Source organism: Actinomycetospora straminea (assembly GCF_028737255.1).
Taxonomy (GTDB): Bacteria; Actinomycetota; Actinomycetes; order Mycobacteriales; family Pseudonocardiaceae; genus Actinomycetospora; species Actinomycetospora straminea.
The window spans coordinates 43,905-68,891 of record NZ_JAQZAN010000018.1; the positions used below are offsets into that span (position 1 = coordinate 43,905).

22 protein-coding genes and 1 pseudogene are annotated in these 24,987 nt (G+C 73.9%); 11 read left to right on the forward strand and 12 right to left on the reverse strand.

The annotated features are described in order from the left end of the window. Positions 1-19: 19 nt before the first annotated feature. Complete coding sequence (gene tkt, locus PH190_RS22245; protein WP_420791690.1) at positions 20-2,167, reverse strand: transketolase; 2,148 nt, start codon at positions 2,165-2,167, stop codon at positions 20-22. Positions 2,168-2,594: 427 nt separating this feature from the next. Here tkt and PH190_RS22250 point away from each other — a divergent pair, with 427 nt between their 5' ends. After that, entirely contained in the window at positions 2,595-3,530 is a 936-nt protein-coding gene (locus PH190_RS22250; protein ID WP_274233706.1) for a heme o synthase, read from the forward strand. Positions 3,531-3,548: 18 nt separating this feature from the next. Here PH190_RS22250 and PH190_RS22255 read toward each other — a convergent pair whose 3' ends face one another. The 6 genes from PH190_RS22255 to mptB all read right to left on the reverse strand — a co-directional run bounded on the left by PH190_RS22255 (position 3,549) and on the right by mptB (position 10,001). Continuing rightward, positions 3,549-4,394 (reverse strand): hypothetical protein, encoded by an 846-nt coding sequence (locus PH190_RS22255; protein WP_274233707.1) that lies wholly within the window; start codon positions 4,392-4,394, stop codon positions 3,549-3,551. A 369-nt stretch (positions 4,395-4,763) separates the two neighbouring features. Beyond that, complete coding sequence (locus PH190_RS22260) at positions 4,764-5,699, reverse strand: quinone oxidoreductase family protein (RefSeq protein ID WP_274233803.1); 936 nt, start codon at positions 5,697-5,699, stop codon at positions 4,764-4,766. A gap of 40 nt (positions 5,700-5,739) precedes the next feature. Next, positions 5,740-6,675, reverse strand: coding sequence for a COX15/CtaA family protein (locus tag PH190_RS22265; RefSeq protein WP_420791694.1), 936 nt, complete (start codon positions 6,673-6,675; stop codon positions 5,740-5,742). 68 nt (positions 6,676-6,743) lie between these two features. Further along, a complete protein-coding gene (locus PH190_RS22270; protein ID WP_274233804.1) occupies positions 6,744-7,457 on the reverse strand; it encodes an ABC transporter permease in 714 nt (237 codons plus the stop codon). Positions 7,458-7,510: 53 nt separating this feature from the next. Then, the gene (locus PH190_RS22275) at positions 7,511-8,440 is read right to left on the reverse strand and encodes an ABC transporter ATP-binding protein (RefSeq protein ID WP_274233709.1); all 930 of its coding nucleotides are present in this window, start codon (positions 8,438-8,440) and stop codon (positions 7,511-7,513) included. A 10-nt stretch (positions 8,441-8,450) separates the two neighbouring features. Next, on the reverse strand, positions 8,451-10,001 hold the full coding sequence (mptB, locus tag PH190_RS22280; protein WP_274233710.1) for a polyprenol phosphomannose-dependent alpha 1,6 mannosyltransferase MptB: 1,551 nt from the start codon (positions 9,999-10,001) through the stop codon (positions 8,451-8,453). 154 nt (positions 10,002-10,155) lie between these two features. On the opposite strand from mptB, the pseudogene PH190_RS22285 reads away from it, so the two are divergent. From PH190_RS22285 to PH190_RS22315, 7 genes and pseudogenes are all read left to right on the forward strand, one after another. After that, positions 10,156-10,890, forward strand: a pseudogene (locus PH190_RS22285) (helix-turn-helix transcriptional regulator); the annotation flags it as partial. Next, entirely contained in the window at positions 10,887-12,335 is a 1,449-nt protein-coding gene (gene sufB / locus PH190_RS22290; RefSeq protein WP_274233711.1) for a Fe-S cluster assembly protein SufB, read from the forward strand. The pseudogene PH190_RS22285 and the gene sufB, both read left to right, overlap by 4 nt. Further along, a complete protein-coding gene (sufD, locus tag PH190_RS22295; RefSeq protein WP_420791691.1) occupies positions 12,332-13,621 on the forward strand; it encodes a Fe-S cluster assembly protein SufD in 1,290 nt (429 codons plus the stop codon). Before sufB ends, sufD begins: the two co-directional genes overlap by 4 nt. Positions 13,622-13,666: 45 nt before the next feature. Beyond that, positions 13,667-14,437 carry a Fe-S cluster assembly ATPase SufC gene (sufC, locus tag PH190_RS22300; RefSeq protein WP_274233713.1) on the forward strand — a complete coding sequence of 257 codons (771 nt, stop codon included), beginning with the start codon at positions 13,667-13,669 and terminating at the stop codon, positions 14,435-14,437. After that, a complete protein-coding gene (locus PH190_RS22305) occupies positions 14,434-15,786 on the forward strand; it encodes a cysteine desulfurase (RefSeq protein ID WP_274233714.1) in 1,353 nt (450 codons plus the stop codon). The genes sufC and PH190_RS22305 overlap by 4 nt, the downstream gene beginning before the upstream one ends. Then, positions 15,783-16,244 carry a Fe-S cluster assembly sulfur transfer protein SufU gene (sufU, locus tag PH190_RS22310; protein ID WP_274199228.1) on the forward strand — a complete coding sequence of 154 codons (462 nt, stop codon included), beginning with the start codon at positions 15,783-15,785 and terminating at the stop codon, positions 16,242-16,244. Before PH190_RS22305 ends, sufU begins: the two co-directional genes overlap by 4 nt. Next, positions 16,241-16,639 (forward strand): metal-sulfur cluster assembly factor, encoded by a 399-nt coding sequence (locus tag PH190_RS22315; RefSeq protein WP_274233715.1) that lies wholly within the window; start codon positions 16,241-16,243, stop codon positions 16,637-16,639. Before sufU ends, PH190_RS22315 begins: the two co-directional genes overlap by 4 nt. A gap of 68 nt (positions 16,640-16,707) precedes the next feature. Here the strand turns inward: PH190_RS22315 and PH190_RS22320 are convergent, their stop codons facing one another. The 5 genes from PH190_RS22320 to PH190_RS22340 all read right to left on the reverse strand — a co-directional run bounded on the left by PH190_RS22320 (position 16,708) and on the right by PH190_RS22340 (position 20,733). Next, positions 16,708-17,724, reverse strand: a complete 1,017-nt coding sequence (locus tag PH190_RS22320; protein ID WP_274233716.1) for an adenylate/guanylate cyclase domain-containing protein — start codon at positions 17,722-17,724, stop codon at positions 16,708-16,710. Then, entirely contained in the window at positions 17,721-18,167 is a 447-nt protein-coding gene (locus tag PH190_RS22325; protein ID WP_274233717.1) for a universal stress protein, read from the reverse strand. Before PH190_RS22325 ends, PH190_RS22320 begins: the two co-directional genes overlap by 4 nt. A 64-nt stretch (positions 18,168-18,231) precedes the next feature. After that, positions 18,232-19,482 (reverse strand): lycopene cyclase family protein, encoded by a 1,251-nt coding sequence (locus PH190_RS22330; RefSeq protein WP_274233718.1) that lies wholly within the window; start codon positions 19,480-19,482, stop codon positions 18,232-18,234. Then, positions 19,479-19,823 carry a hypothetical protein gene (locus tag PH190_RS22335; RefSeq protein WP_274233719.1) on the reverse strand — a complete coding sequence of 115 codons (345 nt, stop codon included), beginning with the start codon at positions 19,821-19,823 and terminating at the stop codon, positions 19,479-19,481. The genes PH190_RS22330 and PH190_RS22335 overlap by 4 nt, the downstream gene beginning before the upstream one ends. 136 nt (positions 19,824-19,959) lie before the next feature. Continuing rightward, positions 19,960-20,733, reverse strand: coding sequence for an SDR family oxidoreductase (locus tag PH190_RS22340; protein ID WP_274233720.1), 774 nt, complete (start codon positions 20,731-20,733; stop codon positions 19,960-19,962). Between the two features lie 115 nt (positions 20,734-20,848). Here PH190_RS22340 and PH190_RS22345 point away from each other — a divergent pair, with 115 nt between their 5' ends. The 3 genes from PH190_RS22345 to PH190_RS22355 all read left to right on the forward strand — a co-directional run bounded on the left by PH190_RS22345 (position 20,849) and on the right by PH190_RS22355 (position 24,887). Next, entirely contained in the window at positions 20,849-22,474 is a 1,626-nt protein-coding gene (locus PH190_RS22345) for an ABC-F family ATP-binding cassette domain-containing protein (protein WP_274233721.1), read from the forward strand. Positions 22,475-22,659: 185 nt separating this feature from the next. Then, positions 22,660-22,869, forward strand: coding sequence for a helix-turn-helix domain-containing protein (locus tag PH190_RS22350; RefSeq protein ID WP_116707459.1), 210 nt, complete (start codon positions 22,660-22,662; stop codon positions 22,867-22,869). A gap of 173 nt (positions 22,870-23,042) precedes the next feature. Then, on the forward strand, positions 23,043-24,887 hold the full coding sequence (locus PH190_RS22355) for an ABC transporter ATP-binding protein (RefSeq protein WP_420791695.1): 1,845 nt from the start codon (positions 23,043-23,045) through the stop codon (positions 24,885-24,887). Positions 24,888-24,987: the final 100 nt, after the last annotated feature.

Below are 24,987 nucleotides of genomic sequence, written 5' to 3' on the forward strand. Positions count from 1 at the left end.
CTCGGACTGCGGACCGGGATCAGGAGCGCTCGGCGCGCTCGGCGGCGCGGGCGAGCGAACGGCGTCCGGCCTCGACCACGTGCTCGGTGGTGAAGCCGAACTGCTGGAACAGGGTCTTGTAGTCGGCGCTGGCCCCGAAGTGCTCGATGGAGACGCACTCGCCGTCGTCGCCGACGAACTTGTGCCAGGACTGGGCGACGGCGGCCTCGACCGAGACGCGCGCCCTGACCTCCGGCGGGATGACGTGGCGGGTGTACGACCGGTCCTGCGCCTCGAACCACTCGACGCAGGGCATGCTCACCACACGGGTGGGAACGCCCTCGGCCTCGAACACCTTCCGGGCCTCGACGGCGAGCTGGACCTCGGAGCCGGTGGCGATGAGCACCAGCTGCGGCTGCCCGCCGCTCGCGTCGGCGAGGACGTAGCCGCCCCGGCCGACGCCGTCGGTGTCGGTGCCCTCGAGGATCGGCAGGTTCTGCCGGGTCAGGGCGAGACCGGCGGGGCCGGTCGGGTTGTCGAGGATGTGGCGGACGCACGCGGCGGTCTCGTTGGCGTCCGCGGGGCGCACGACCGACAGGCCCGGCACCGCGCGCAGTGAGGCGAGCTGCTCGATCGGCTGGTGCGTGGGCCCGTCCTCGCCGAGGCCGATCGAGTCGTGGGTCCAGATGTAGGTCGTCGGCAGCTTCATCAGCGCCGCGAGCCGGACCGGCGGGCGCATGTAGTCCGAGAAGATCAGGAACGTGCCGCCGTAGACGCGGGTGCCGCCGTGGAGCGCGATGCCGTTGAGGATCGAGCCCATGGCGTGCTCGCGGACCCCGAAGTGCAGGGTGCGGCCGTAGGGGCTCATCCGGCCCCACATGTTCGTGGAGACCGTCGACGGGCCGAACGAGTCGGCGCCCTTGATCGTCGTGTTGTTCGACTCCGCGAGGTCGGCCGACCCGCCCCAGAGCTCGGGCAGCACGGGGCCGATCTCGCCGAGGATCTTCTGTAGCGCCTTGCGGGTCGCGACGGGGTCGCCGCCGGCCTCCCAGGTCGGGAGCTTCTCGTGCCAGCCGTCGGGCAGCTGGCGCCGCGCCATGCGCTCGAGCAGCGCGCGGCGCTCGGGGTTGGCCTCGGCCCAGTCCGCGAACTGCTTGTCCCACTGCTCGTGGGCGGCCTTGCCACGCTCGCCGACCGCGCGGGTGTGCTCGAGGACGTCCTGGTCGATGTGGAAGTGGGCGTCCGGGTCGAAGCCGAGGATCTCCTTGACCGCGCGGACCTCGTCCTCGCCGAGCGCCGCGCCGTGCGCCGCACCGGTGTTCATCTTCTCCGGCGCGGGATAGCCGATGATCGTCCGCAGCGCGATGAAGCTCGGGCGGCCGGTCTCGGCCTTCGCGTTGGCGAGCGCCTCACGGATGCCGACGACGTTCTCGCCGCCGCGCACCACCTGGGTGTGCCAGCCGTAGGCCTCGTAGCGCCCCACGACGTCCTCGGACAGGGCGACGGTGGTGTCGTCCTCGATCGAGATGTGGTTGTCGTCGTAGATGACGACGAGGTTGCCCAGCTGCTGGCGACCGGCGATCGACGACGCCTCGGCCGTCACGCCCTCCTCGATGTCGCCGTCGGACGCGATGACGTAGATGACGTGGTCGAACGGGCTCTCGCCCTCCGGCGCGTCCGGGTCGAACAGGCCGCGCTCGCGGCGGGCGGCCATCGCCATGCCGACCGACGACGCGAGGCCCTGGCCCAGCGGGCCGGTGGTGATCTCGACGCCGGGGGTGTGGCTGTACTCGGGGTGACCGGGGGTGGCCGAGTCCCAGGTGCGCAGCTCCTGCAGGTCACGCATCTCGAGGCCGTAGCCGGCGAGGAAGAGCTGCAGGTAGAGCGTCAGGCTCGAGTGCCCGGCGGACAGGACGAAGCGGTCACGGCCCTGCCAGCCCGGCGCCGCGGGGTCGTGGCGCATCGTGTGCTGGAAGAGCTCGTAGGCCAGGGGAGCGAGGGACATCGCGGTCCCCGGGTGACCGTTGCCGACCTTCTGGACGGCGTCGGCGGCGAGCACGCGGATGGTGTCCACGGCCTTCTGGTCGAGGTCGGACCAGTCGTCCGGACGATGCGGCGTCAGGAGCGCCTGGATCTCGTCGGGGTCCTCGCTCGCGGGCTGCGTGCTGCTCACATCGGTCGCGGTCACGAACCGTGCCTTCCTGCGCGTGTCGTGCGCCGTGGGCGAGGCCACGGCGCGTCGGTCCTTGCCCGGGCTCCGGCGTCGGACGGCGGCGTCGCACGACCATGTCGCCCCGGTCCGGGCGATGCTCCCACGGGATCGATTCGGGTCCACACCACGGCGGCCGGGACCTGCGTCGATCCTCCGTCATGGCACGCCACTGCGTATACCCTCCGCGCCCCGGACGGACACCGCACACCTATGATCGCCGCGTCGTTCGGCAACCGGTCCCGACGACGTCACGCACCCGTGACGTGTCGGACACCGCACCGCCCCGGGGACGCCCCCCGCGAGCGCGCGGAGCCGTGGGGGTGCAGACTTCCCCGACGACAGCGTGTAGGAGACGCGGGTCGTGCCAGGAGCAGTTCCGTCCACCACAGCGAGGTGCCACTCAGTGAGCACGGCGGTCGGCCCTGTCCCCGCGACGCGGCGGGGCGGTCTGCTCGCCACCGTGCGGGCCTACCTGGCGCTGACCAAGGCCCGCATCATCGAGCAGCTGCTCGTGGTCACGGTGCCGGCGATGATGCTCGCCGAGCGGTCGGTGCCGTCCCTGTGGCTCGTGCTGGCGGTGCTCGTCGGCGGTGCCGGCGCGGCCGCGAGCGCGCACGCGCTGAACTGCGTCGTCGACGCGGACATCGACGCGAAGATGGCCCGCACCCGCAAGCGTCCCCTGGCCCGCGAGGCCGTCCCGCGCTCGCACGCCCTGGTGTTCGGGCTGCTGCTCGGCGCGGCGTCGGCGGTGTGGCTGGGGCTGACGGCGAACTGGGTCGCGGCGGGCCTCTCGGTCGCGGCGATCGCGTTCTACATCCTCGTGTACACGCTGCTGCTCAAGCGCCGCACGTCGCAGAACATCGTCTGGGGCGGCGCCGCCGGCTGCATGCCGGTGGTGATCGGCTGGGCGGCCGTGACGGGCACCGTCGAGTGGCCCGCGCTGGTGCTCTTCGCGATCATCTTCTTCTGGACGCCGCCGCACTTCTGGGCGCTCGCGATGCGCTACCGCGACGACTACGCCGCCGCCGGCATCCCGATGCTGCCCGTCGTCGCCTCGCCCCGGCGGGTCAGCCGCCAGATCGTCGCCTACTCCTGGGCGATGGTGGCCTGGTCGGCGCTGCTGGTCCCCGCGACGTCCTGGATCTACCTCGGCGCCGCCACCCTCGGCGGGGTGTGGTTCCTCGTCGCGGCCCACCGTCTCGACCGCGCGGTCAAGCGCGACGAGGTGGTGCAGTCGATGCGCCTGTTCCACCTCTCGAACACCTACCTCACCGGCCTCTTCGTGGCCGTGGCGGTGGACTCGGCCCTCGGCTGGCCGGTCTTCGGCTGGCCGTTCTAGGACTTCGTCAGGCCGTCGCTAGGCCCAGAGCCGCGGCGCCACCGGGCGTCGGGGGTAGCGACCCCGCATGTCCGGGACGTCGCGCCACCGCAGCCGGTCGAGGCGCGCCGAGAACGCGACGACGCGCTCGACCACGTGGGCCACGGGGTGCTCGCCACCGGCTCCGAGCGACACCACCTCCCACCCGTGGTCGAGCAGCGCCCCGGCGCGGGCCCAGGCGTCGTCCGGGGCCCGGTCCACGAGCACGCCGCCGCGCCGGTCCGGCCAGGCCAGGTCGAGCTCGCCGACGACCTCCTCGGTGGTCGCCGCCGTCACCACCGCGCCGATCAACGGTGCCGGCAGGCGCGCGGACAGGACGCCGAGCCGAACGCGCGTGCGTCGCGGCGTGTCGGCCCCGGGGTCCATCAGCGCCGCGGCCGCTCGCACCCGCGCCATCCCCCGCTCGCCGGTGTGCCGGTCGGCGAGCGCCACGACGTCGGCCGTGCGCAGTCCGTAGCGGCGGGCGAGGGCGTCGGCGACCACCACCGCCTCCACCGTGGGCAGTCGGCGGGCGACCTCGAGCACGGTGCGGCCCGGCGAGGTGAGGCGCAGGACGGCGCCGTCACCCCCGTCCGGCCACGTGACGACCTCGTCCTCCGGGAGCTCGGCGCGCCGGACGTCCAGGGCGCCCCGCGATCGGGTGCCCGCGCCCGGGACGAGCACCTCGGTCCGCTCCGGGATCTCGGTCGTCGTCCCGGCGTCGGCCACCGCTGCGCCCGCCCCCCAGAGCACCGCCGCGGCCGTCCCCGTGACGGTGCCGTCCGGGTGGCGCAGCATCGCGGCGCGGGCGAGCGTCACCCGGTCGACGGGCGTCCCCGCGGCCACGTACACGTCGTGCCCGAGAGGGACGAATCCCGGTCCGCGGAGCCGCCCCGGCGTGAGGACACCACGCCCCACGGCCTCGGACCCACGGAACGGTCGCTCGAGGTCCATGCCGGGTTCGACGCAGCTCGCACACCGACGGTTCCGTCCGCCGGCAGCTCTCCATCTCGATCTCTCGAGAGTGTCGGGGCTGCTGAACAGTGGTGACACTCCGGAGAGATCGATCTGGAGAGGTGCGCGCGGACCTCCTGCCGGCCCCCGGAGCCGCCGGCAGACCGCACGACGCCCCCGACGACCTCTCCCGTTCGATCTCCCGGGAGTGTCAGGGCTGCGGTGCGCCGGCGACATCCTCGGGAGATCGAGATGGAGAGGTCACGGCACCAGGAGCAGCTTCCCCGTCGTGCGCCGGGACTGCAGGTCGCGGTGGGCGGTGGCGGCGTCGTCGAGGGCGTAGCGGCCGCCGATGCGCACCGACAGGTCGCCGGCCGCGACCGACGAGAACACCGCGGACGCCCGGGCCGCGAGGGCCTCGGGGGTGCGGACGTGCCAGTGCAGGGAGGGGCGGGTGAGGTAGAGCGAGCCGCCGCTGTTGAGGCGCTGGGGGTCGACGGGCGGGACCGGGCCGCTCGCGGCGCCGTAGAGGGCCAGCACGCCGCGGATGCGCAGGCTCGCCAGCGAGGCGTCGAAGGTGGCCGCGCCGACACCGTCGTAGACCACCGCGACGCCCTCGCCGTCGGTGAGGGCGCGGACGCGGTCGGCGAGGTCCTGGCTCGTGGAGCCGTAGCGCAGGGTCTCGTGCGCGCCGGCCTCGCGGGCCAGGGCGTCCTTCTCCTCCGACGAGGTCGTGGCGAGCACCCGGGCGCCGAGCGCGCGGGCCATCTGGCACAGGAGCAGGCCCATGCCGCCCGCGCCGGCGTGCACGAGGACGACGTCGCCCGGGGCCACGGGGTAGGTGTCGTGGAGCAGGTAGTGCGCGGTCATCCCCTGGAGGGCCACGGCGGTGGCGGTCTCGAGGTCCACGGCGTCGGGCACGACCACGAGCTCGGCGGCGGGGACGGTCGCGAGCGTCGCGTAGGAGCCGAGGGTGTTGGTCCAGACCACGCGGTCGCCGGGCACGACGGTGGTGACGCCGGGTCCGACGGCGCGCACGGTGCCGCCGCCCTCGAGACCGGGCACGAAGGGCAGCGCCGTCGTGTAGGTGCCGGTGCGGAAGTAGGTGTCGATGTAGTTGACACCGATCGCGGCCAGCTCGACGAGTGCCTCGCCGTCGCCGGGCTCGGGGTCGGGCAGGTCGGCGGGCACGAGCATCTCGGGGCCTCCGAGCTCGGTCACGCGGACGGCGTGCACGTCAGGGCCTCCCGGCCAGCGCGGGCGCGGGGACGTCGGACGACCCGAGGGTCACGGCGTCCGACTCGGCGGTCGCGGACCACAGCCACGCCGCCGCCGCGACGATCACGACGGCGCCGAGGACGTGCAGCGCCACGAGCAGCTCGGGGACGCCGAGGGCGTACTGGACGCCGCCGAGGGCGCCCTGGGCGAGCGTCAGGACGACGAGCACCCGCAGGCGCACGATCACCGCCCGGGGCGCACCGACCGCGTGCACCATGAACCCGACGCCCACGAGCAGGCCGAGGAACGCGAACAGCAGGTGGGCGTGCGCGGCGGCGAGCGAGGGGAGCGGGATCGCGGCCAGGCGCGGGGTGGCGGCGTCGCCGCCGTGTGGCCCGGCCGCGGTGACCAGCGTGCCCGCCACGAGCAGGGCGACGAGCACCACCGATGTGACGACCAGCAGCCCGCGCAGCGCCGGCACGACGACGGGACGCCAGGGCGTGCCCGGCGGCGCGGCCATCGCGGCGGGGGAGGACTCGCGCACGAGGAGCACCGCGAGCCAGATCAGCGGGATCGTCACGAGGAAGTGCGGCGCCACCGTGTACCAGGCCAGGCCCGCGAGCACCGTGATCCCGCCGATGACGGCCTGCGCGACCACGCCGAGGGGCATCGTCGCGGCGAGGAGGATCAGCCGGCGCCGGCGCGGTCGGACGTTGACCGCGGCGAGCAGGCAGGCCGCGGTGACGAGCACGAGGGCGATGCCGAGCAGGCGGTTGCCGAACTCGACCCACTGGTGCAGCACGGCGATCTCGGGGTGCGGGACGGGGACGAGGCTGCCCGGGAAGCACTGCGGCCAGGTCGGGCAGCCGAGCCCGGACCCGGTGACGCGGACGACGGCACCGGTGACCGCGATGCCCGCCTGGCCGACGACCGCGGCCATCGCGAGCCCGCGCATCAGCCGGGGCGGGGTGGCGGGGAGGCGCTCCAGCACGAGGCTGATCCTACGTCCGGTCGTAGGCGCGTTCAGGACCAGCGCACGGTGCGGACGGCGATGCCGCCGGCGACCACGGTCCAGGCGAGCAGGACGACGACGTGGGCCGTGGACGGGGTGCCGCCCACCAGCGCCGTGCGCAGCCCCTCGGCGAGCGCCCCGGACGGCAGCAGCTGCACGACCGTCGCGAGCGGGCCGGGCAGCGCGGCGGCCGGGACGAGGACCCCGCCGGCGAAGAGCAGCACGAACCAGACGATGTTGGCGACGGCGAGCACCAGCTCCGCGCGCAGGCTCCCGCCCAGCAGCACGCCCACGGCGCCGAACGCCGCCGTCCCGAGCACGACGAGCAGCACGACCCACCCGGGCGAGCCCGCCCCCGGCCGCCACCCGAGCGCGACGGCGACGGCGGCGAGCACGACGACCTGCACGAACACCACGGCCGCCATCCCGCCCAGGCGCCCGAGCACGATGAGCCAGCGCGGCACCGCCGTCGCGGCGAGCCGGCGCAGCACCCCGTACCGGCGGTCGAAGCCCAGCGAGATCGCCTGGCTCGTGAACGCCGTCGACATGATCGCCAGCGCGAGGACCGTGCCGAGCGCCGACGTGGGCCGCGGCTCGGGCAGCGGGACGACGCGCAGCAGCGTCAGCCCGATGAGCAGGGCGAGCGGGATGACGAGGGTGAGCAGCACCTGCTCGCCCTGGCGCAGCGCCAGCTTCGTCTCGAGCAGCACCTGCGTGCCGAGCATCCGGCCCAGCGCGCCCCGACCCGGGGCGGGGGTGAAGGTGCCTGCCTCGAAGCTCACGACCGCAGCTCCCGCCCCGTGAGCTCCAGGAACACGTCCTCGAGGCTGCGGCGGGCGACCCTCAGGTCGTCGGCGAGCACGCCCTGGCGCGCGCACCACGACGTCACCGTCGAGAGCACCTGCGGGTCGATGGAGCCCTCGACGAGGTAGCTGCCCGGGGTCGGCTCGGAGACCGTGCACCCCTCGGGCAGCGCGTCCGCGAGCAGGCGCAGGTCCATCCCGGCGGCGGCGCGGAAGCGCAGCTCGCGGTCCGCGCCGGCCGCGGTGAGGTCGTCGGGCGAGCCCTCGGCGACGGTGCGTCCGTGGTCGATGATCACGATGTGGTCGGCGAGGGTCTCGGCCTCCTGCATGAGGTGCGTGGTCAGCAGGACCGCCACGCCGTCGGCGCGCAGCGCGCGCACGAGGTCCCACACGAGGCGCCGGCCCTGCGGGTCGAGGCTCGCGGTGGGCTCGTCGAGGAACACCAGCTCGGGGCGCCCGACCACGGCGCAGGCCAGGGCGAGGCGCTGCTGCTGGCCGACCGAGAGCCGCTTGTAGGGCGTGCGGGCGCAGGAGGCGAGCCCGAGGGTCTCGACGAGCCAGTCGGGGTCGAGCGGGTGTGCCGAGCAGGTCGCGACGAGCCCGACCATCTCCCGCACGCGCACCCCGGGGTACGCGCCGCCGCCCTGGGGCATGACGCCCATCCGGGCGCGCAGGGCGTCGGGCGCGCCGGCGGGGTCGGTGCCGAGCACCCGGACCTCGCCCCCGTCGCGGCCGCGCAGGCCCTCGCACACCTCGACCGTCGTGGTCTTGCCCGCGCCGTTGGGCCCGAGCAGCGCGAGGACCTGGCCGGGCGCGAGGTCGAGGTCGAGCCCGTCGACCGCCGCGCGTCCCTGGTAGCGCACGACGAGGTCGCGCACCTCCAGCGCGCGCACGGCTCCCGACACGGACGACAGCCTAGGTGGCCGGGGTCCGCGGCACGCGTCCGCGCACCGCGGCCAGCGGCACGAGGGCGAGCAGGGCGGCCGCGGTGATGGCCATGGGCAGTTGGTAGGTGCGGAACGAGAAGTCGGCGCCGGTGGGCGGCACGAGCAGGGCGACGATCGCGCAGATCGCGACCGCGAACCCGCGGATCCTCGGGTTCCGCACCGACGCCGCCAGCGGGACGATCGCCCAGAGCAGGTACCAGGGGTGCAGCACGGGGCCGGCGAGGAACACCGCGCCGAACCCGTAGCCCATGCCCGCGACGGCGTGCAGGCGCCCGTTGAGCACCATGAAGACGAGCAGCACGCACACGAGGGCCGCGACGCCGAGCCCCGCGGCGCGCGTGAGGTCGAGGACGGCCTCGGTGTGGTCGCCGAGGCCGAGCAACCCGCCGAGCCAGCCGCCGAGCACGCCGAGGTCGGTGGTGACCGAGAGCCAGCTGCGCAGGAGGTTCGGCACGGCGAGGGCCTGGATCCACCCGAAGCCCAGCCCGCTGCCCACCGACACCGCGGCGACCGTGCCCAGCCCCAGCACCGAGACCGCCGTGCCGTAGCGCAGCAGGCGCGGGAAGCCCCCGCCGCGCTCGTGCGCCACGTGCGCGGCCAGGAACCCCAGGGCCACCACCGCCGGGATCTTCCCGGAGGCGCCGAGCCCGATGAGCAGCGCGCCGAGCACCCAGGAGCGCCGCATGCCGATCTCCATGCCGGCGAGGACGACGCCCAGCATGATGGCGTCGTTGTGGATGCCGCTGACCAGGTGGAAGAGCACCAACGGGCTGATCGCGAGCCACAGCGCCGCGATCGGCTCGACGCCCGCGCGGCGCGCCAGGTGCGGCACCGCCCAGATGACGAGGCCGAGCGAGGCGAGCGCGAGCACGCGGTGCAGGTAGACGCCGAGCACGATGTCGTCGCCGGCGATCCCGGTGATGAGGCGGCCGAACGTCAGGAACCCCGGCCCGTACGGCGACGGCGTGGTGCGCCAGATCGTCGGGATGCTCGCGACCAGCGGGTCCGAGAGCCCGAGCGCCTGCGCGGCGCCGTAGATGTAGGGGTCGAAGCCGCGGGAGACGACCTCGGCCTGCGAGAGGTAGCCGTAGACGTCGGTGGAGAACAGCGGCGGGGCCACGGCCAGCGGCGCCATCCACATGACGAGGATGCGGGTCAGCTGGCGCACCGACAGGCGCACGCGCCCCGGCCACGCGAGCCGCCCGAGCCACAGCCAGGCGAGCACGAGCATGCCCATGCCCAGGTAGGCGAGCGTGAGGGACACCGTCGGCATGCGGCCCCACAGGCCGAGGACCCGCGTGCCGAGCAGCGGGTTGTACGCCGGCGCGGGCGTCGCCCCGCAGCCCAGCGCGCCGATGGCCATGAGCAGCGAGCCGGTGGTCCCGAACCGGCGCACGTTCCGCAGGCGCCGCCGCTCGTCGGGCGTCGGCGGGGGCGGCGTGGCCCCCGGGGGCGTGACGGCGGGGGCGTCCCCGGGCACGTCGGCAGGCGCCTGCAGGGCCTGCGCAGCGCCGGTCACGGATCGGGACGATACCGAGCGCGACCGCGACCCCCGCCCGCCCTACCCGGACGGTGGGCGCAGGTGAGGTGACCCTGGGTGAGCGCGATCACCGGCCCGATCCGGGGGGCCGCTTTGCCGGGCGCCGACAAATACGCAAGACTGGTGTTGTCAAAAAGCAAGGCGACCCTCAACGATCGTGCAGGAGGTGGGGACCATGAGCGGCGTCGACGGGCACGACGGCCGGACGCGGGACCTCATCGTCCGCCGGCTGCTCGAGCACGGCCCCACCACGGCGATGGACCTCGCCGGGGAGTTCGGGCTCTCGGGCGCGGCGGTGCGTCGCCACCTCGACGCCCTGGTCGCCGACGGCACCGTGGCCACCAGGGACGCCCCCCGCGCCTCGGGTCGCGGCCGCGGACGTCCGGCGCGCCAGCACCTGCTCACCGAGCAGGGCCGCCGGCGTGCGGGGCGCGGCGAGGCCGACGTCGCCGAGCTCGCCGTCGCGGCGCTGCGCGAGCTCGCGGGCGTCGCGGGGGAGGACGCGGTCCGCGCGTTCGCCCGCCGGCGCATCCTCGGGCTCCTCGCCGAGCACCGCGAGGGTGTCGAGGCACAGGACGACCGTGCGGCCCGGGTCGAGGCCCTGGCCGGCGCGCTGTCCCGCGAGGGCTACGCGGCGTCGTCGCGGCCCAGCAGCGGCACGGGCGCGCAGCTCTGCCAGCACCACTGTCCGGTGGCCGGCGTGGCCGCCGAGTTCCCGCAGCTGTGCGAGGCGGAGACCGAGGTCTTCGCCGAGCTCCTGGGCACCCACGTCCAGCGGCTGTCGACCATCGCGCGGGGCGACGCCGCGTGCACCACCCACGTTCCCCAGCCGACCACCACCGACGTCAAGGGAAGGCAGGTCGTATGACCACCTCCGCGGAGCGGACCACCGCCCCGACGCCCGAGCTCACCCAGGAGGAGACCCTCGCGGCGCTCGGGACCTATCAGTTCGGGTGGCACGACAGCGACGTCGCCGGGGCGAGCGCGCAGCGCGGCCTGAACGAGGCGGTCGTGCGTGACATCTCGCAGAAGAAGGACGAGCCGGACTGGATGCTCCAGCTGCGGCTCAAGGCGCTGAACACGTTCGACAAGAAGCCGATGCCGCAGTGGGGCTCGGACCTCTCGGGCATCGACTTCGACAACATCAAGTACTTCGTCCGGTCGACGGAGAAGCAGGCCGCCAGCTGGGAGGACCTGCCCGACGACATCAAGGCGACGTACGACAAGCTCGGCATCCCGGAGGCCGAGAAGGCGCGCCTGGTCGCGGGCGTCGCGGCGCAGTACGAGTCCGAGGTCGTCTACCACCAGATCCGCGAGGACCTGGAGGCGCAGGGCGTCATCTTCATGGACACCGACACCGGGCTGCGCGAGCACCCGGAGCTGTTCGAGGAGTACTTCGGCTCGGTCATCCCGGCCGGCGACAACAAGTTCTCCGCGCTGAACTCGGCGGTGTGGTCCGGCGGCTCGTTCATCTACGTGCCCAAGGGCGTCCACGTGGACATCCCGCTGCAGGCCTACTTCCGGATCAACACCGAGAACATGGGCCAGTTCGAGCGGACGCTGATCATCGTCGACGAGGACGCCTACGTCCACTACGTCGAGGGCTGCACGGCGCCGATCTACTCGTCGGACTCGCTGCACTCCGCGGTCGTCGAGATCGTCGTGAAGAAGGGCGGCCGCTGCCGCTACACGACCATCCAGAACTGGTCGAACAACGTCTACAACCTGGTCACCAAGCGTGCCAAGGCCGAAGAGGGCGCGACCATGGAGTGGGTCGACGGCAACATCGGCTCCAAGGTGACCATGAAGTACCCGGCCGTCTGGCTGACCGGGCCGCACGCCAAGGGCGAGGTGCTCTCGGTGGCGTTCTCCGGCGAGGGCCAGCACCAGGACGCGGGCGCCAAGATGGTGCACCTCGCGCCGCACACGTCGTCGACGATCATCTCGAAGTCGGTGGCCCGCGGTGGCGGTCGCACCAGCTACCGCGGCCTCGTGCGCGTCAACAAGGGCGCGCACCACTCGCGGTCGACGGTGAAGTGCGACGCGCTGCTGGTCGACACGATCAGCCGCAGCGACACCTACCCGTACGTCGACGTCCGCGAGGACGACGTGACGATGGGCCACGAGGCGACGGTCTCGAAGGTCAGCGAGGACCAGCTCTTCTACCTGATGTCCCGCGGCCTCACGGAGGACGAGGCCATGGCGATGATCGTGCGCGGGTTCGTCGAGCCCATCGCGCGCGAGCTGCCCATGGAGTACGCGCTCGAGCTCAACCGCCTGATCGAGCTGCAGATGGAGGGCGCTGTCGGATGACGGCCCAGGATTCGGATCTGGCTGGACCTGTTGCGAGCACCGGGGGCGGCACGACGACCGCCCCCGGCTCCCCGGTCCTCGACGTGGACCCGGGCATCAAGACCGCGTCGTCGCCGAAGACCGCGCCGTGGGAGGAGCGCCACACGTCCTACGACGTGGAGGCGTTCGAGGTCCCGCGCGGTCGCGAGGAGCAGTGGCGGTTCACGCCGCTGCGGCGCCTGCGCGGCCTGCACGACGGCTCGGCGAGCGTCTCGAGCCCAGCCGGCGTCGTCACCGTGTCGGTCCAGGCCGGCTTCGGCGACAGCGCGTCGGACCTCGCCGGGTCCGGCACGCGGCTCGAGACCGTCGGGCGCGACGACGCCCGCCTCGGCGACGGCGGCATCCCCGCCGACCGTGTCGCGGCGCAGGCGTGGTCGTCGTTCGACCGGGCCCACGTCGTGGTGGTCAACGAGGCGCGCTCCGACGACGAGCCGCTGACCGTCACGGTCACCGGGCCGGGCGAGGGGAAGGTGGCGTTCGCGCACCTGCAGCTGCGCCTGGAGCACCACGCCGAGGCCGTGGTCGTGCTCGACCACCGCGGCTCGGGCACGGTCGCCGCCAACACCGAGTTCGTCGTCGCCGACGGCGCGAAGCTCGAGGTCGTCGAGGTGCACGACTGGGCCGACGACGCCGTCTACGTCGGCGCCCAGCACCTCTCGGTCGGCCGCGACGCGACGATCCGGCACACGTCGGTGACGCTGGGCGGCGACCTCGTGCGGCTGTCCCCGGTCATCAACTACCGGGCGCCCGGCGGCGACGTCGAGCTCGACGGCCTGTACTTCGCCGACGCCGGCCAGCACTTCGAGCAGCGCCTGCTCGTCGACCACTCGGTGGCGCACTGCCGCTCGCGGGTCATGTACAAGGGCGCGCTGCAGGGTGCCGAGGGCGGGACGGCGGCCCACACGGTCTGGATCGGCGACGTGCTGATCCGCAAGGCGGCCGAGGGCACCGACACCTACGAGCTCAACCGCAACCTGCTGCTCACCGACAACGCCCGCGCCGACTCGGTGCCGAACCTCGAGATCGAGACGGGCGAGATCGTCGGCGCGGGCCACGCCAGCGCGACGGGACGATTCGACGACGAGCAGTTGTTCTACCTGATGGCGCGCGGGATCCCCGAGGCCCAGGCGCGCCGGCTCGTGGTCCGCGGCTTCTTCGGCGAGGTCATCGCCAAGGTCCGCGTCCCCGCGCTGCGCGACCGGCTCGAGGCGGCCATCGAGGCCGAGCTCGAAGCCATCAACAGCTGAGCACCCGCAGCACCCACCACACGGACGAGTAGTGAAAGAGGCCTGATGTCCACCCTCGAGATCCGCGACCTGCACGTCGAGGTCGAGACCGAGTCCGGTCCCAAGGAGATCCTGCGCGGCGTCGACCTGACGGTGAGCTCGAACGAGACCCACGCGATCATGGGTCCGAACGGCTCCGGCAAGTCCACGCTCGCCTACTCCATCGCGGGCCACCCGAAGTACCAGGTCACGAAGGGCCAGGTCCTCCTGGACGGCGAGGACGTGCTGGCGATGGAGGTCGACGAGCGCGCCCGCGCCGGTCTCTTCCTCGCCATGCAGTACCCCGTCGAGGTGCCCGGCGTCTCGATGTCGAACTTCCTGCGCTCCGCGGCCACCGCCACTCGCGGCGAGGCGCCGAAGGTGCGGCACTGGGTCAAGGAGGTCAAGGGCGCGATGTCCGACCTCGAGATCGACCCGGCGTTCGCCGAGCGCAGCGTCAACGAGGGCTTCTCCGGTGGCGAGAAGAAGCGCCACGAGGTGCTGCAGATGGCGCTGCTCAAGCCGAAGTTCGCCGTCCTCGACGAGACCGACTCGGGTCTCGACGTCGACGCGCTGCGCGTCGTGAGCAAGGGCGTCAACGACTACAAGGCCTCCTCGGACGTCGGCGTCCTGCTGATCACGCACTACACGCGGATCCTGCGCTACATCGCGCCGGACAGGGTCCACGTGTTCGTGAACGGCCGGGTCGCCGAGTCCGGTGGCCCCGAGCTCGCCGAGGAGCTCGAGGAGAACGGGTACGTGCGGTTCACGGGCACCAAGGAGGAGCAGCCGGCATGACCGCCATCGCACCCACCGCTGGCACGTCCGCCGGGGGTGCGACCCTGGATGTCGCGAAGATCCGCGAGGACTTCCCCATCCTGAGCCGCACCGTTCGGGACGGGAAGCCGCTGGTCTACCTGGACTCGGGCGCGACGTCCCAGCGTCCCCGCCAGGTGCTCGACGCGGAGCGGACGTTCCTCGAGACGTCCAACGCCGCCGTGCACCGCGGGGCCCACGCCCTGGCCGAGGAGGCCACGGACGCCTACGAGTCCGCGCGCGAGCGGATCGCGGCCTTCGTGGGCGCCGACATCCACGAGGTGGTGTTCACGAAGAACGCCACCGAGGCGATCAACCTCGTCGCCTACGGGATGAGCAACGCCTCGGTCGGGGACGGCGTCGACCAGGCCGCGGAGCGCTTCCGCCTCGGGCCGGGCGACGAGGTCGTCACCACCGAGATGGAGCACCACGCGAACCTCGTGCCCTGGCAGGAGCTCTGCCGGCGCACCGGGGCGACGCTGCGGTGGTTCTCGGTGACGCCCGACGGGCGTCTCGACCTCGACTCGGACGAGGCGCGCTCGGTGATCAACGAGCGGACGAGGGTCGTCGCGTTCACCCACCAGTCCAACGTGCTGGGCACCGTCCCGCCGGTGGAGGAGCTGGTGCGGCGGGCGCGCGCGGTCGGCGCCTACACGGTGCTCGACGCCTGCCAGTCGGTGCCGCACGCCCCGGTCGACCTCCACGCCCTCGGCGTCGACTTCGCCGCGTTCTCCGGGCACAAGATGCTCGGGCCGTCGGGGATCGGCGTGCTCTACGGGCGCGCCGAGCTGCTCGAGGCGCTCCCGCCGTTCCTCACGGGCGGCTCGATGATCGAGCTCGTGCGGATGGAGGGCTCGACCTACGCCCCGCCTCCCGCGCGGTTCGAGGCCGGCGTGCCCATGACGTCGCAGGCCATCGGGCTGGGCGCGGCCGTGGACTACCTGTCCGCGATCGGCATGGACACCGTCAAGGCCCACGAGAACGAGCTGACCGGGGCCGCGCTGGTGAAGCTCCAGGACCTCCCCGGTGTCTCGATCGTCGGCCCGCGCACCACCGAGGCCCGCGGCGGCGCGGTCGCGTTCACCATCGAGGGCCTGCACCCGCACGACGCCTCGCAGGTGCTCGACGACTCGGGCATCGCGGTCCGCGTCGGCCACCACTGCGCCTGGCCGCTGCACCGGGCGTTCGGCGTGCAGGCGTCGATCCGCGCGAGCTTCCACGTGTACAACTCGATGGAGGAGGTCGACGCGCTCGTGGCCGGCGTGCGTCGGGCCCAGGAGTTCTTCGGGGTGCTTCCGCCCTCCGAACCCCTCCGGGGAGGCTCGGCATGAAGCTCGACTCGATGTACCAGGAGATCATCCTGGACCACTACCGCAACCCGCACGGGCGCGGGCTGCGCGACCCGTTCGAGGCCGAGGTCCACCACGTCAACCCGACCTGCGGCGACGAGGTGACCGTGCGCGTGCACCTCACCGGCGGCGAGGGGCTCGACGCCAAGGTCGAGGACCTGTCGTACGACGCGCTCGGCTGCTCGATCAGCCAGGCGGCGACCTCGGTGGCCCACGACCTGCTCGTCGGCCACACCGTCGGCGAGGCCTTCGAGACGCTCGAGGCCTACCAGACGATGGTGCAGGGTCGCGGCAAGGTGGAGCCCGACGAGGACGTGCTCGACGACGCCGTCGCCTTCGCCGGCGTGGCGGCCTACCCGGCGCGCGTGAAGTGTGCGCTGCTCGGCTGGCTGGCGTTCAAGGACGCCGTGGCCCAGGCTCAAGCTGGAGGTACCTCATGAGCGACGACACCGTCACGCGCGGCGCGGCCGGGATGCCCGAGGCGCCCGCGACCAGCACCGACCTGCCCTCGGTCGACGACCTCGAGGAGGCGATGCGCGACGTCGTCGACCCCGAGCTGGGGATCAACGTCGTCGACCTGGGCCTGCTCTACGGCATCGACGTCCACGGCGATGACGCCGGTCCCGTCGTCACGCTGGACATGACGCTGACCTCGGCGGCCTGCCCGCTGACCGACGTCATCGAGGACCAGGCCCGCGCCGCCCTCACCCAGGGCCCGGGCGGGGGACTGGCCAAGGACGTGCGGATCAACTGGGTCTGGATGCCGCCGTGGGGTCCGGACAAGATCACCGAGGACGGCCGCGAGCAGCTCCGCGCGCTCGGCTTCACCGTCTAGCACCGGACCACCGGCGGTGATCAACGGGGACTTCGGGCGCCTAGAAGCCGCGAACAGCGCGTTCGCTGCTAACCCCGCTCGCGCACCACGTGCGGGCGCAGGTGGCGGTAGCCGCGCACCGAGAGCTGGGGCACCGCGCGGATGTCGAGGTCCAGGTCGGTGGCGCGCAGGGCCTCGGTGAGGTCCTCGTCGATCAGCACCGTGCCCGGGCGGGCCTCGGACGTCAGCCGGCTGGCGATGTTCACCACCGGCCCGTACACGTCGCCGTAGCGGGGGAGCACCTCGCCGAGCGCCAGGCCGACGCGCAGGGCCGGGTGGCCGTCGTCGTCGGGCACCTCGTCGTGGAGCCGGAACGCGATGTCCACGGCGTCCTCGACCCGGTCGGCCACGAAGAGGATCTCGTCGCCGAGGGTCTTGACGATCCGTCCGTGCCGCCGCGCGACGACCTCGGTGCCCACGGTCTCGAAGCGCTCGAGCAGCGCGCGCAGCTCGACCTCGTCGACCTTCCGGCTGAGGCTCGTGAACCCGACGATGTCGGCGAAGCCCACGACCACGCGGTTCTCCGACGACCCGTCCTCGGGCGGGTGCGCGAGCGTCGCGAGCATCCGGCCGGCGGTGACGGCGAGGTGGCGGCGCCAGACGTAGGACTGGAGCTTCTCCAGCGTCGGGACGAGCGCCTCGACGGCCTCGACGATCGCGTCCGGGTCGTGGGCCTTGCCCGTGTCGGCGATGGTGCGGCGCACGAGCGTCGCCTGCCACTCCGCGAGGCGGCCCAGGCCCTGGCCGAGGGCGCGCGCGACGGCGAGCTCCTCGGCCTCGTCGAACGTGTCCTCCTCGAGGAGGCGCCCGGACAGCTCGAGCGCGTCCACGTCCGCCTCGGCGAACCCGCGGACGTCGTCGGCGGTGGCCGGGAAGCCCAGCGCGCTCCACAGCCGCGCGGTGTGCTCCGGGGTGAACCCGGTGCGCTGCTGCACCTCGCCGCGCGTCATGGTCCGGGGTCCGCGCAGGAGCAGATCCTCGATCCGCTCCTGCGCCCGCGCCCACCGCTCGGGGTCGGGGGAGGCGGGGTCCGGACCGGGCGTCACGTCGTGTGGACGATGAGGACGTCGCTGCCGGCGCGGCGGGAGATGCCCTGCGGGACCGAGCCGAGCAGCCGCCCCGCGAGGCTGTTGAGGCCCCGGTTGCCGACGACCACCAGATCGGCCTTGCGGTCGGCGACGACCTCGACCACGCGGTCGATCGGGTCGCCCTCGACCGCGACGGTGTCGATCTCCACCGAGCCCTTGGCGGCGGCGCGCTCGCGGGCGTCGCGCAGCGTCTCCTCGGCCGGCGTCGAGCCGACGACGTGGAACGCCGCGTCCTCGCCGAGCGCCTGCTCGGCCTCGCCGGTCGACTTCGCCGGCTTGTAGGCGCAGATGATCAGCAGCAGCGCCTTCGCGTCGGCCGCGATCGTCGCGGCCCGGTCGACCGCGCGGTACGACGACTCCGAGCCGTCCGTCCCGACGGCCACGGTCTGGTAGGCACCCATGGCGGCCCCTTCTCGTCGGTGGCGGGTCACGAACCCGTCACGATGCCGGTTCACGAGCGTACCGCTACTGCTCCGTTCGGACGCTCCGGGCCCCGAGGAGCGTTCCCCTGATCAGGTGGGCGCGCAGCCGCGGTGTCAGCCGACCGAACAACGACGACATGGCCGCCACCGATGCGGTGACGTCCTCGCGCGCGTCGAGATACGCCCGGCGGTGCGCCGGCGGGAGGGTGAAGAAGCGCTCGAAGAACGCCGGGACCTCCGCCGGCGGCATCGCCAGCAGCGTCTCCAGCCCGCGGCGGCGCAGGGCGTGCACGGTGACCGCGCCGGGGGAGCGGATGACGCGCCGGGCCGCGCGGGCGACCCCGACCGGCTCGGTGCCCCCGCGCAGCGCGTCGGCGAGCACGGTGGCCAGGCGCGGCGCCAGGCGCAGCGACGTCGCGAGGCTGAACCCCGACGCCGGGTGCACGAGCGGGTCGGCGGCACCGATCGCGACCACGCCCGACGGGGAGCGGTGCCGCGGCGAGTCGACGGGGAAGCGCACCTTCTCGACGTCGGCGGGCTCGTCGGGGATCTCCGCCTCGGCGAGGCCCGCGGCGCGCAGCCGGGCCCGCAGCCGCGCGCGCAGCTCGGGCATCGGCAGCCCGGGGCGGCGGGCGAGCGAGGTCTCCTCGAGCAGCACGCGCTCGGCGTCGAGGGGGACCGCGTAGAGGAACGTCGGCCAGCCCGGGCGGCCGTGCGCGGGACGCCAGTCCATGAACAGCAGCCGGTCCCCGCTGACGCGGGCGGCCACCTCGCGCGGCACGACGACGCCGAACGCCGTCTGCTCGGCGCGCGGCGGCCCGGCGTCGAGCTCGCGCGCGGCGCCGCGGCGGGCCAGGGCCTGGCGGGCGCCGGTGGCGTCGACGACCACACGGGCGGTGACGCTCGTGCCGTCGTCGAGCAGCACCGCGGGGTGCCGCCCCGGCCCGGCCGGCACCGCACCGACGCCCCGGGCGCGGCGCACGGCGACGGCCGGGTCGGTGAGGTGCGCCTGCAGCGCCGCGGTGTCGAGCACGACGTACTCGTCGTCGAGCTCGTGGGTGCGCTGGGCGATCGCCACCCCCCGCCCGCGGGCGGCGACGACCTCGCCGGGCAGGTCGTCGGGCAGCTCGTGGGACCAGGCGCCGTAGGTGTGCGTCCACGGGCGGTGGGGCCTCGGGTCGACGATGAGGGTGCGCAGGTCGCGCGCCGCGCAGGCGCGCGCCAGCGACCGGCCGGCGGGACCGGCTCCGGCCACGACCACGTCGGCGACCGGCACGGCCGCACCGGGGCTCACCGGTCGCGGTCCCGCTCCGACGCCTGGTCGGCTTCGGCCCGAGTCATCTCCTCGAGCGCCGCCCGGTCGGCCTTCGCCCGCGCGTTCCAGCGCCGCATCTCCGGCGGGTAGCCGGTGACCGTGACGTCGTGGCACGCGACCTTCACCGAGCGCGCCAGCTTCTCCGCCGCCTTCGGGGTGCCGACGCGCCGGCGGGTCCACTCGCCGTCGAAGGCCACGGCGACGACCGTCGTGTCGGTGGCCGTGGTCTCGGGCTCGACGTAGAACGCGACGCCCTCGCGGCTGCGCGCGAAGGCCCGGAGGTGCTCGAGATCCGCGCCCGTCGCCTCGCGGTCGAGCACCTGACGCTGCCCCCCGGCACCGACACCGCTCCCACCGCCGCCGCGGCGCCACCTGCTGAAGAGGCCCATGTGACCACCCTCCCGATCACCACCATTCTGCCCGTCCGCGGTTGAGGTGGCCGTTTACGTGATCCGGTCACGTGCTCCCGGTCGCGAGCAGGCCACCGTCGACGCGCACGGTCTCGCCGGTGATCCACGCCGCGGCGTCGGAGACGAGGAAGCCGACGAGCGCGGCGACGTCGCCCGTCGTGCCGAGGCGCCGCATGGGGTAGCGGGCGACGATCTCGTCCTCCTGGCCCGACCACAGCGCCTCGGCCATCCGCGTCTTGACCAGCGCGGGCGCGACGGCGTTGACGCGGATCGACGGCCCGAGCTCCCACGCCAGCTCCTCGGTGAGCCGGATCAGCGCCGCCTTCGACGCCCCGTACGCGCCGATCACGCCGCTGGAGCGGAATCCGCCGACCGAGGCCATGTTGACCACCGCGCCCCCGTGCTCGCCCATCCACGCCCGGTGGGCCTCCTGCACGAAGCCGAGGGCGGCGACGACGTTGACGTCGAAGATCTTCGACACCGCGCCGAGGTCGGCCTCCATGAGCGGGCCGTACTGCGGGTTGGTGGCGGCGTTGTTGACCAGCACGTCCAGGGACCCGAAGCGCTCCACCGCGGCGTCGACCGCCCGCGCCCGGGCGGCCGCGTCGCCCGAGTTGCCGGCGACGGCGAGGACCCGGTCGGGCTCGTCCAGCTCGGCCACCGCCTCGTCGAGCTGGCCCGGCTTGCGGGCGGTCAGGGTGACGCTCGCGCCGCGGTCGAGCAGGTGGCGCGCGACGCCGAGGCCGATGCCCCGGCTGGCGCCCGTGACCAGCGCGGAGCGGCCGGCGAGATCCTGGGCGGGGGGAGTGGCCTCGGTCATGCGCGCACCCTAGAGCCGAATCCGGGTGTGGGGCCCGCCTACACTGGGAGGGTCAGCGTGGCGCCGTGTTCCCGATCGGCGCCCGCACCGATCCCCGTCCTCGAGGACCTCCCCCGTGATCACCGCGACCGATCTCGAGCTGCGCGCCGGCTCCCGCGTCCTGCTCGCGGGGACGACGCTGCGCGTCCAGCCGGGCGACCGGATCGGGCTGGTCGGGCGCAACGGGGCGGGCAAGACGACGACGCTGCGGTCCCTGGCCGGGGTCGGCGAGCCCTACGGCGGCGTGATCCGCTCCACCGGCCCCGTCGGCTACCTGCCCCAGGATCCGCGCGAGGGCGACCTCACCGTCCTCGCGCGCGACCGGGTGCTCTCGGCGCGCGGCCTCGACGAGCTGTTGCGCGAGATGGAGAAGACCCAGACCGCGATGGCCGAGCTCGCCGACGACGCGGCGCGCGACCGGGCCATCGCGAAGTACGGGCGCCTCGAGGAGCGCTTCGCCGACCTCGGCGGCTACGCCGCGGAGAGCGAGGCCGGCCGCATCTGCTCGAACCTCGGCCTGCCCGACCGGGTGCTGGGCCAGCCGCTGCGCACGCTCTCGGGCGGCCAGCGCCGGCGCGTCGAGCTGGCGCGCATCCTGTTCGCGGCCAGCGGCGACGCGGGCGGCAACGCGGGCACCACGCTGCTGCTCGACGAGCCCACCAACCACCTCGACGCGGACTCGATCGGCTGGCTGCGGTCGTTCCTCACCGCGCACGAGGGCGGGCTGGTCGTGATCAGCCACGACACCGAGCTCATCGGCGACGTGGTGAACAAGGTGTGGTTCCTCGACGCCACGCGCGGCGAGCTCGACGCCTACAACATGGGCTGGAAGAAGTACCAGCAGGCGCGCGCCGACGACGAGGCCCGCCGGCGTCGCGAGCGCGCCAACGCCGAGAAGAAGGCGGGCGCGCTGCAGGTCCAGGCCGCGAAGATGGGCGCCAAGGCGACGAAGGCGGTCGCGGCCAAGCAGATGGCGCGCCGCGCGCAGGCCATGCTCGACGGGCTGGACGCCGAGCGGGTGGACGACAAGGTCGCGCACATCCGGTTCCCGTCGCCGGCCCCGTGCGGCCGCGTGCCGATGACGGCCGAGGGCCTGTCGAAGACCTACGGCTCGCTCGAGGTGTTCACCGGCGTCGACCTCGCCGTCGACCGCGGGTCGCGCGTGGTCATCCTCGGGCTCAACGGCGCGGGCAAGACGACGCTGCTGCGGATCCTCGCCGGCGCGGAGACCCCGGATACCGGGGAGGTGCTGGCGGGCCACGGCCTGCGCACCGGCTACTTCGCGCAGGAGCACGACACGCTCGACATGGACCGCACGGTCTGGGAGAACGCCCGCAGCGCCGCCCCGGACACCGGGGAGCAGCAGCTGCGCACCCTGCTCGGCGCCTTCATGTTCACCGGCGAGCAGCTCGAGCAGCCCGCCGGCACCCTCTCCGGGGGTGAGCGCACCCGCCTCGCGCTCGCGGGCCTCGTGTCGAGCGCGGCGAACGTGCTGCTGCTCGACGAGCCCACGAACAACCTCGACCCGGCCAGCCGCGAGAAGGTGCTCGACGCCCTGCGGCGCTTCGAGGGCGCGGTGGTGCTCGTGACCCACGACCCGGGCGCGGTCGAGGCGCTGGAGCCGGAGCGCGTGATCCTGCTGCCGGACGGCACCGAGGACCATTTCTCCACCGAGCACCTGGAACTGGTGGAGCTGGCGTAGCCCGGATCGGCGGGGGCGTGGCCCGACTCGTTAGGCCACGACACGAAGGATCCGACGAACGGCCGTCGATCAGGCCGATCGGCCCAACCGCTTACCGATCACGGGAATTGTGCCGTGGCGCACACCCCCACTTTCGATCACCATGGGTCGACCGGACCTGCGGTCGGACGAGGGGTGAGATCGAGATGGCCGATCTGAAGAAGGGTGCTCGGATCACCGGCACCCAGCGTGACAAGCTCGCCACGGACCTGAAGAAGAAGTACGAGAAGGGCGCGAGCATTCGTTCCCTGGCCGAGTCGACCGGCCGTTCCTACGGATTCGTGCACCGCGTGCTGTCGGAGTCCGGGGTCACGCTGCGGGGGCGCGGGGGCGCCACGCGCACGAAGAAGAAGTAGCGCGACCGCCCCGTCCCCGGGGTACCCGCTCGCCGAGAGGACCCGGCGGACCACCACCCGCCGGCCCCGCGCCGCGTCCGTCCGCTTGACCTCGACCTTGGTCGAGGTCGCACGCTCGCGGGGTACTCGGTCCTCACGAGCGACGGGAGCCGGCGTTGGACGCCTGGTCGTTGATGATGTCCGCCGCCCGGGCGGATCAGGTGCCCCGGTCGGTGCCGAAGGGGACGCTGCCGCGCATCTGGCGCTTCGCCGCGCGCCACCACCGGATGCTGGCGGTCTTCCTGCTGCTGGCGACCGCGTCGGCGGTGATCGGCGTGGCCACGCCCGTGCTCGCGGGGCGGGTCGTCACGGCGATCACGGGCCGCTCGGACGCGTCGGTCGTCGTCACGCTGGCGCTGGTCATCGCCGGCCTCGCCGTGGTCGACGCCGGGCTGACGCTGGGGGAGCGGTGGCTGTCGTCGCGGATCGGTGAGGGGTTGATCTACGACCTGCGCCTCGCGGTGTTCGGGCACGTCCAGCGCATGCCGCTGGCGTTCTTCACGCGCACGCGCACCGGGTCGCTGGTCAGCCGTCTGAACAACGACGTCATCGGGGCCCAGCGCGCCTTCACCTCGACGCTCTCGGGCCTCGTCACCAACGTCATCCAGCTGGTGCTCGCGGTCGTCGTCATGCTGGCGCTGGCGTGGCAGGTGACGCTGCTGGCGCTGGTCCTGCTGCCGGTCTTCCTGCTGCCCGCCCGGCGGATGGGGCGGCGCATCGCCGCACTGCAGCGCGAGTCGGCCGACCTCAACGCGGCGATGACCGGGCAGATGACCGAGCGCTTCTCCGCCGGCGGCGCGACCCTCGTCAAGCTCTTCGGGCGCCCCGAGGCGGAGGCGGCCGAGTTCGGCGACCGGGCCGACCGGGTCCGTGGCGTCGGGGTCCGCACGGCCATGGTCAGCCGCGTCTTCCTCACCTGCCTCACCCTCGTCGCCGCGCTGGCCCAGGCGCTGGTCTACGGCCTCGGCGGCTGGTTCGCGGTCACCGGGCAGCTCGACGCCGGCACCGTCGTCAGCCTCGCGCTGCTGCTCACGCGGCTCTACGCCCCGCTGACGGCGCTCTCGACCGCCCGCGTCGACGTCATGAGCGCGCTGGTGAGCTTCGAGCGCGTGTTCGAGGTGCTGGACCTGCAGCCCGCCCTCACCGAGCCCGAGCACCCCACGCCCCTGCCCGCCGGCCCGCTCGGGGTCGCCGCCCGCGGGGTGCGGTTCACCTACCCGTCGGCGTCGTCGGTGTCGCTGGCCTCCCTGGAGGAGGTCACCCGGCTCGACGACCGCCGCGGCCACGAGGTCCTGCACGGCGTCGACCTGGAGGTGGCGCCCGGGCGGATGCTGGCGCTCGTCGGGCCGTCGGGCGCCGGGAAGTCGACCATCGCGTCGCTGCTGCCGCGGCTCTACGACGTCGACGAGGGGCAGATCACGATCGGCGGGGTCGACGTGCGCGACCTCTCCTTCGCCGACCTGCGCGGCGCCGTGGGCGTCGTCACCCAGGACGGACACCTCTTCCACGACACGGTGCGTGCCAACCTGCGCTACGCCGCGCCGGACGCGACCGACGAGGAGCTGCGCGCCGCGATGGTCCGCGCCCGCCTCGGGGAGCTGCTCGACGAGCTGCCGGCGGGGCTGGACACGGTGGTGGGGGAGCGGGGCCACCGGCTCTCCGGCGGCGAGCGCCAGCGCCTCACGATCGCGCGCCTGCTGCTCGCGTCGCCGCGGGTGGTGATCCTCGACGAGGCCACCGCCCACCTGGACTCGGAGTCGGAACAGGCCGTCCAGGAGGCGCTGACCGAGGCCCTCGTCGGGCGCACCTCGGTGGTCATCGCGCACCGCCTGTCGACGGTCCGCGCCGCGGACACGATCGCCGTCGTGGAGCACGGGCGCGTCGTCGAGCAGGGCACGCACACCACGCTGCTCGAGCGCGGCGGCCGCTACGCGGACCTCTACCACACCCAGTTCGCGCCGCCCCGCGCGGCGGCGTGAACGATCACTCGGCGTGGTGTTCGCCTCCGGGACGACCCGGTCGCGGGCCCCTGCGAGGGGCCCGGGCCGCGTGTAGCGTCGTCGAGCAGTCCGTGTGCGT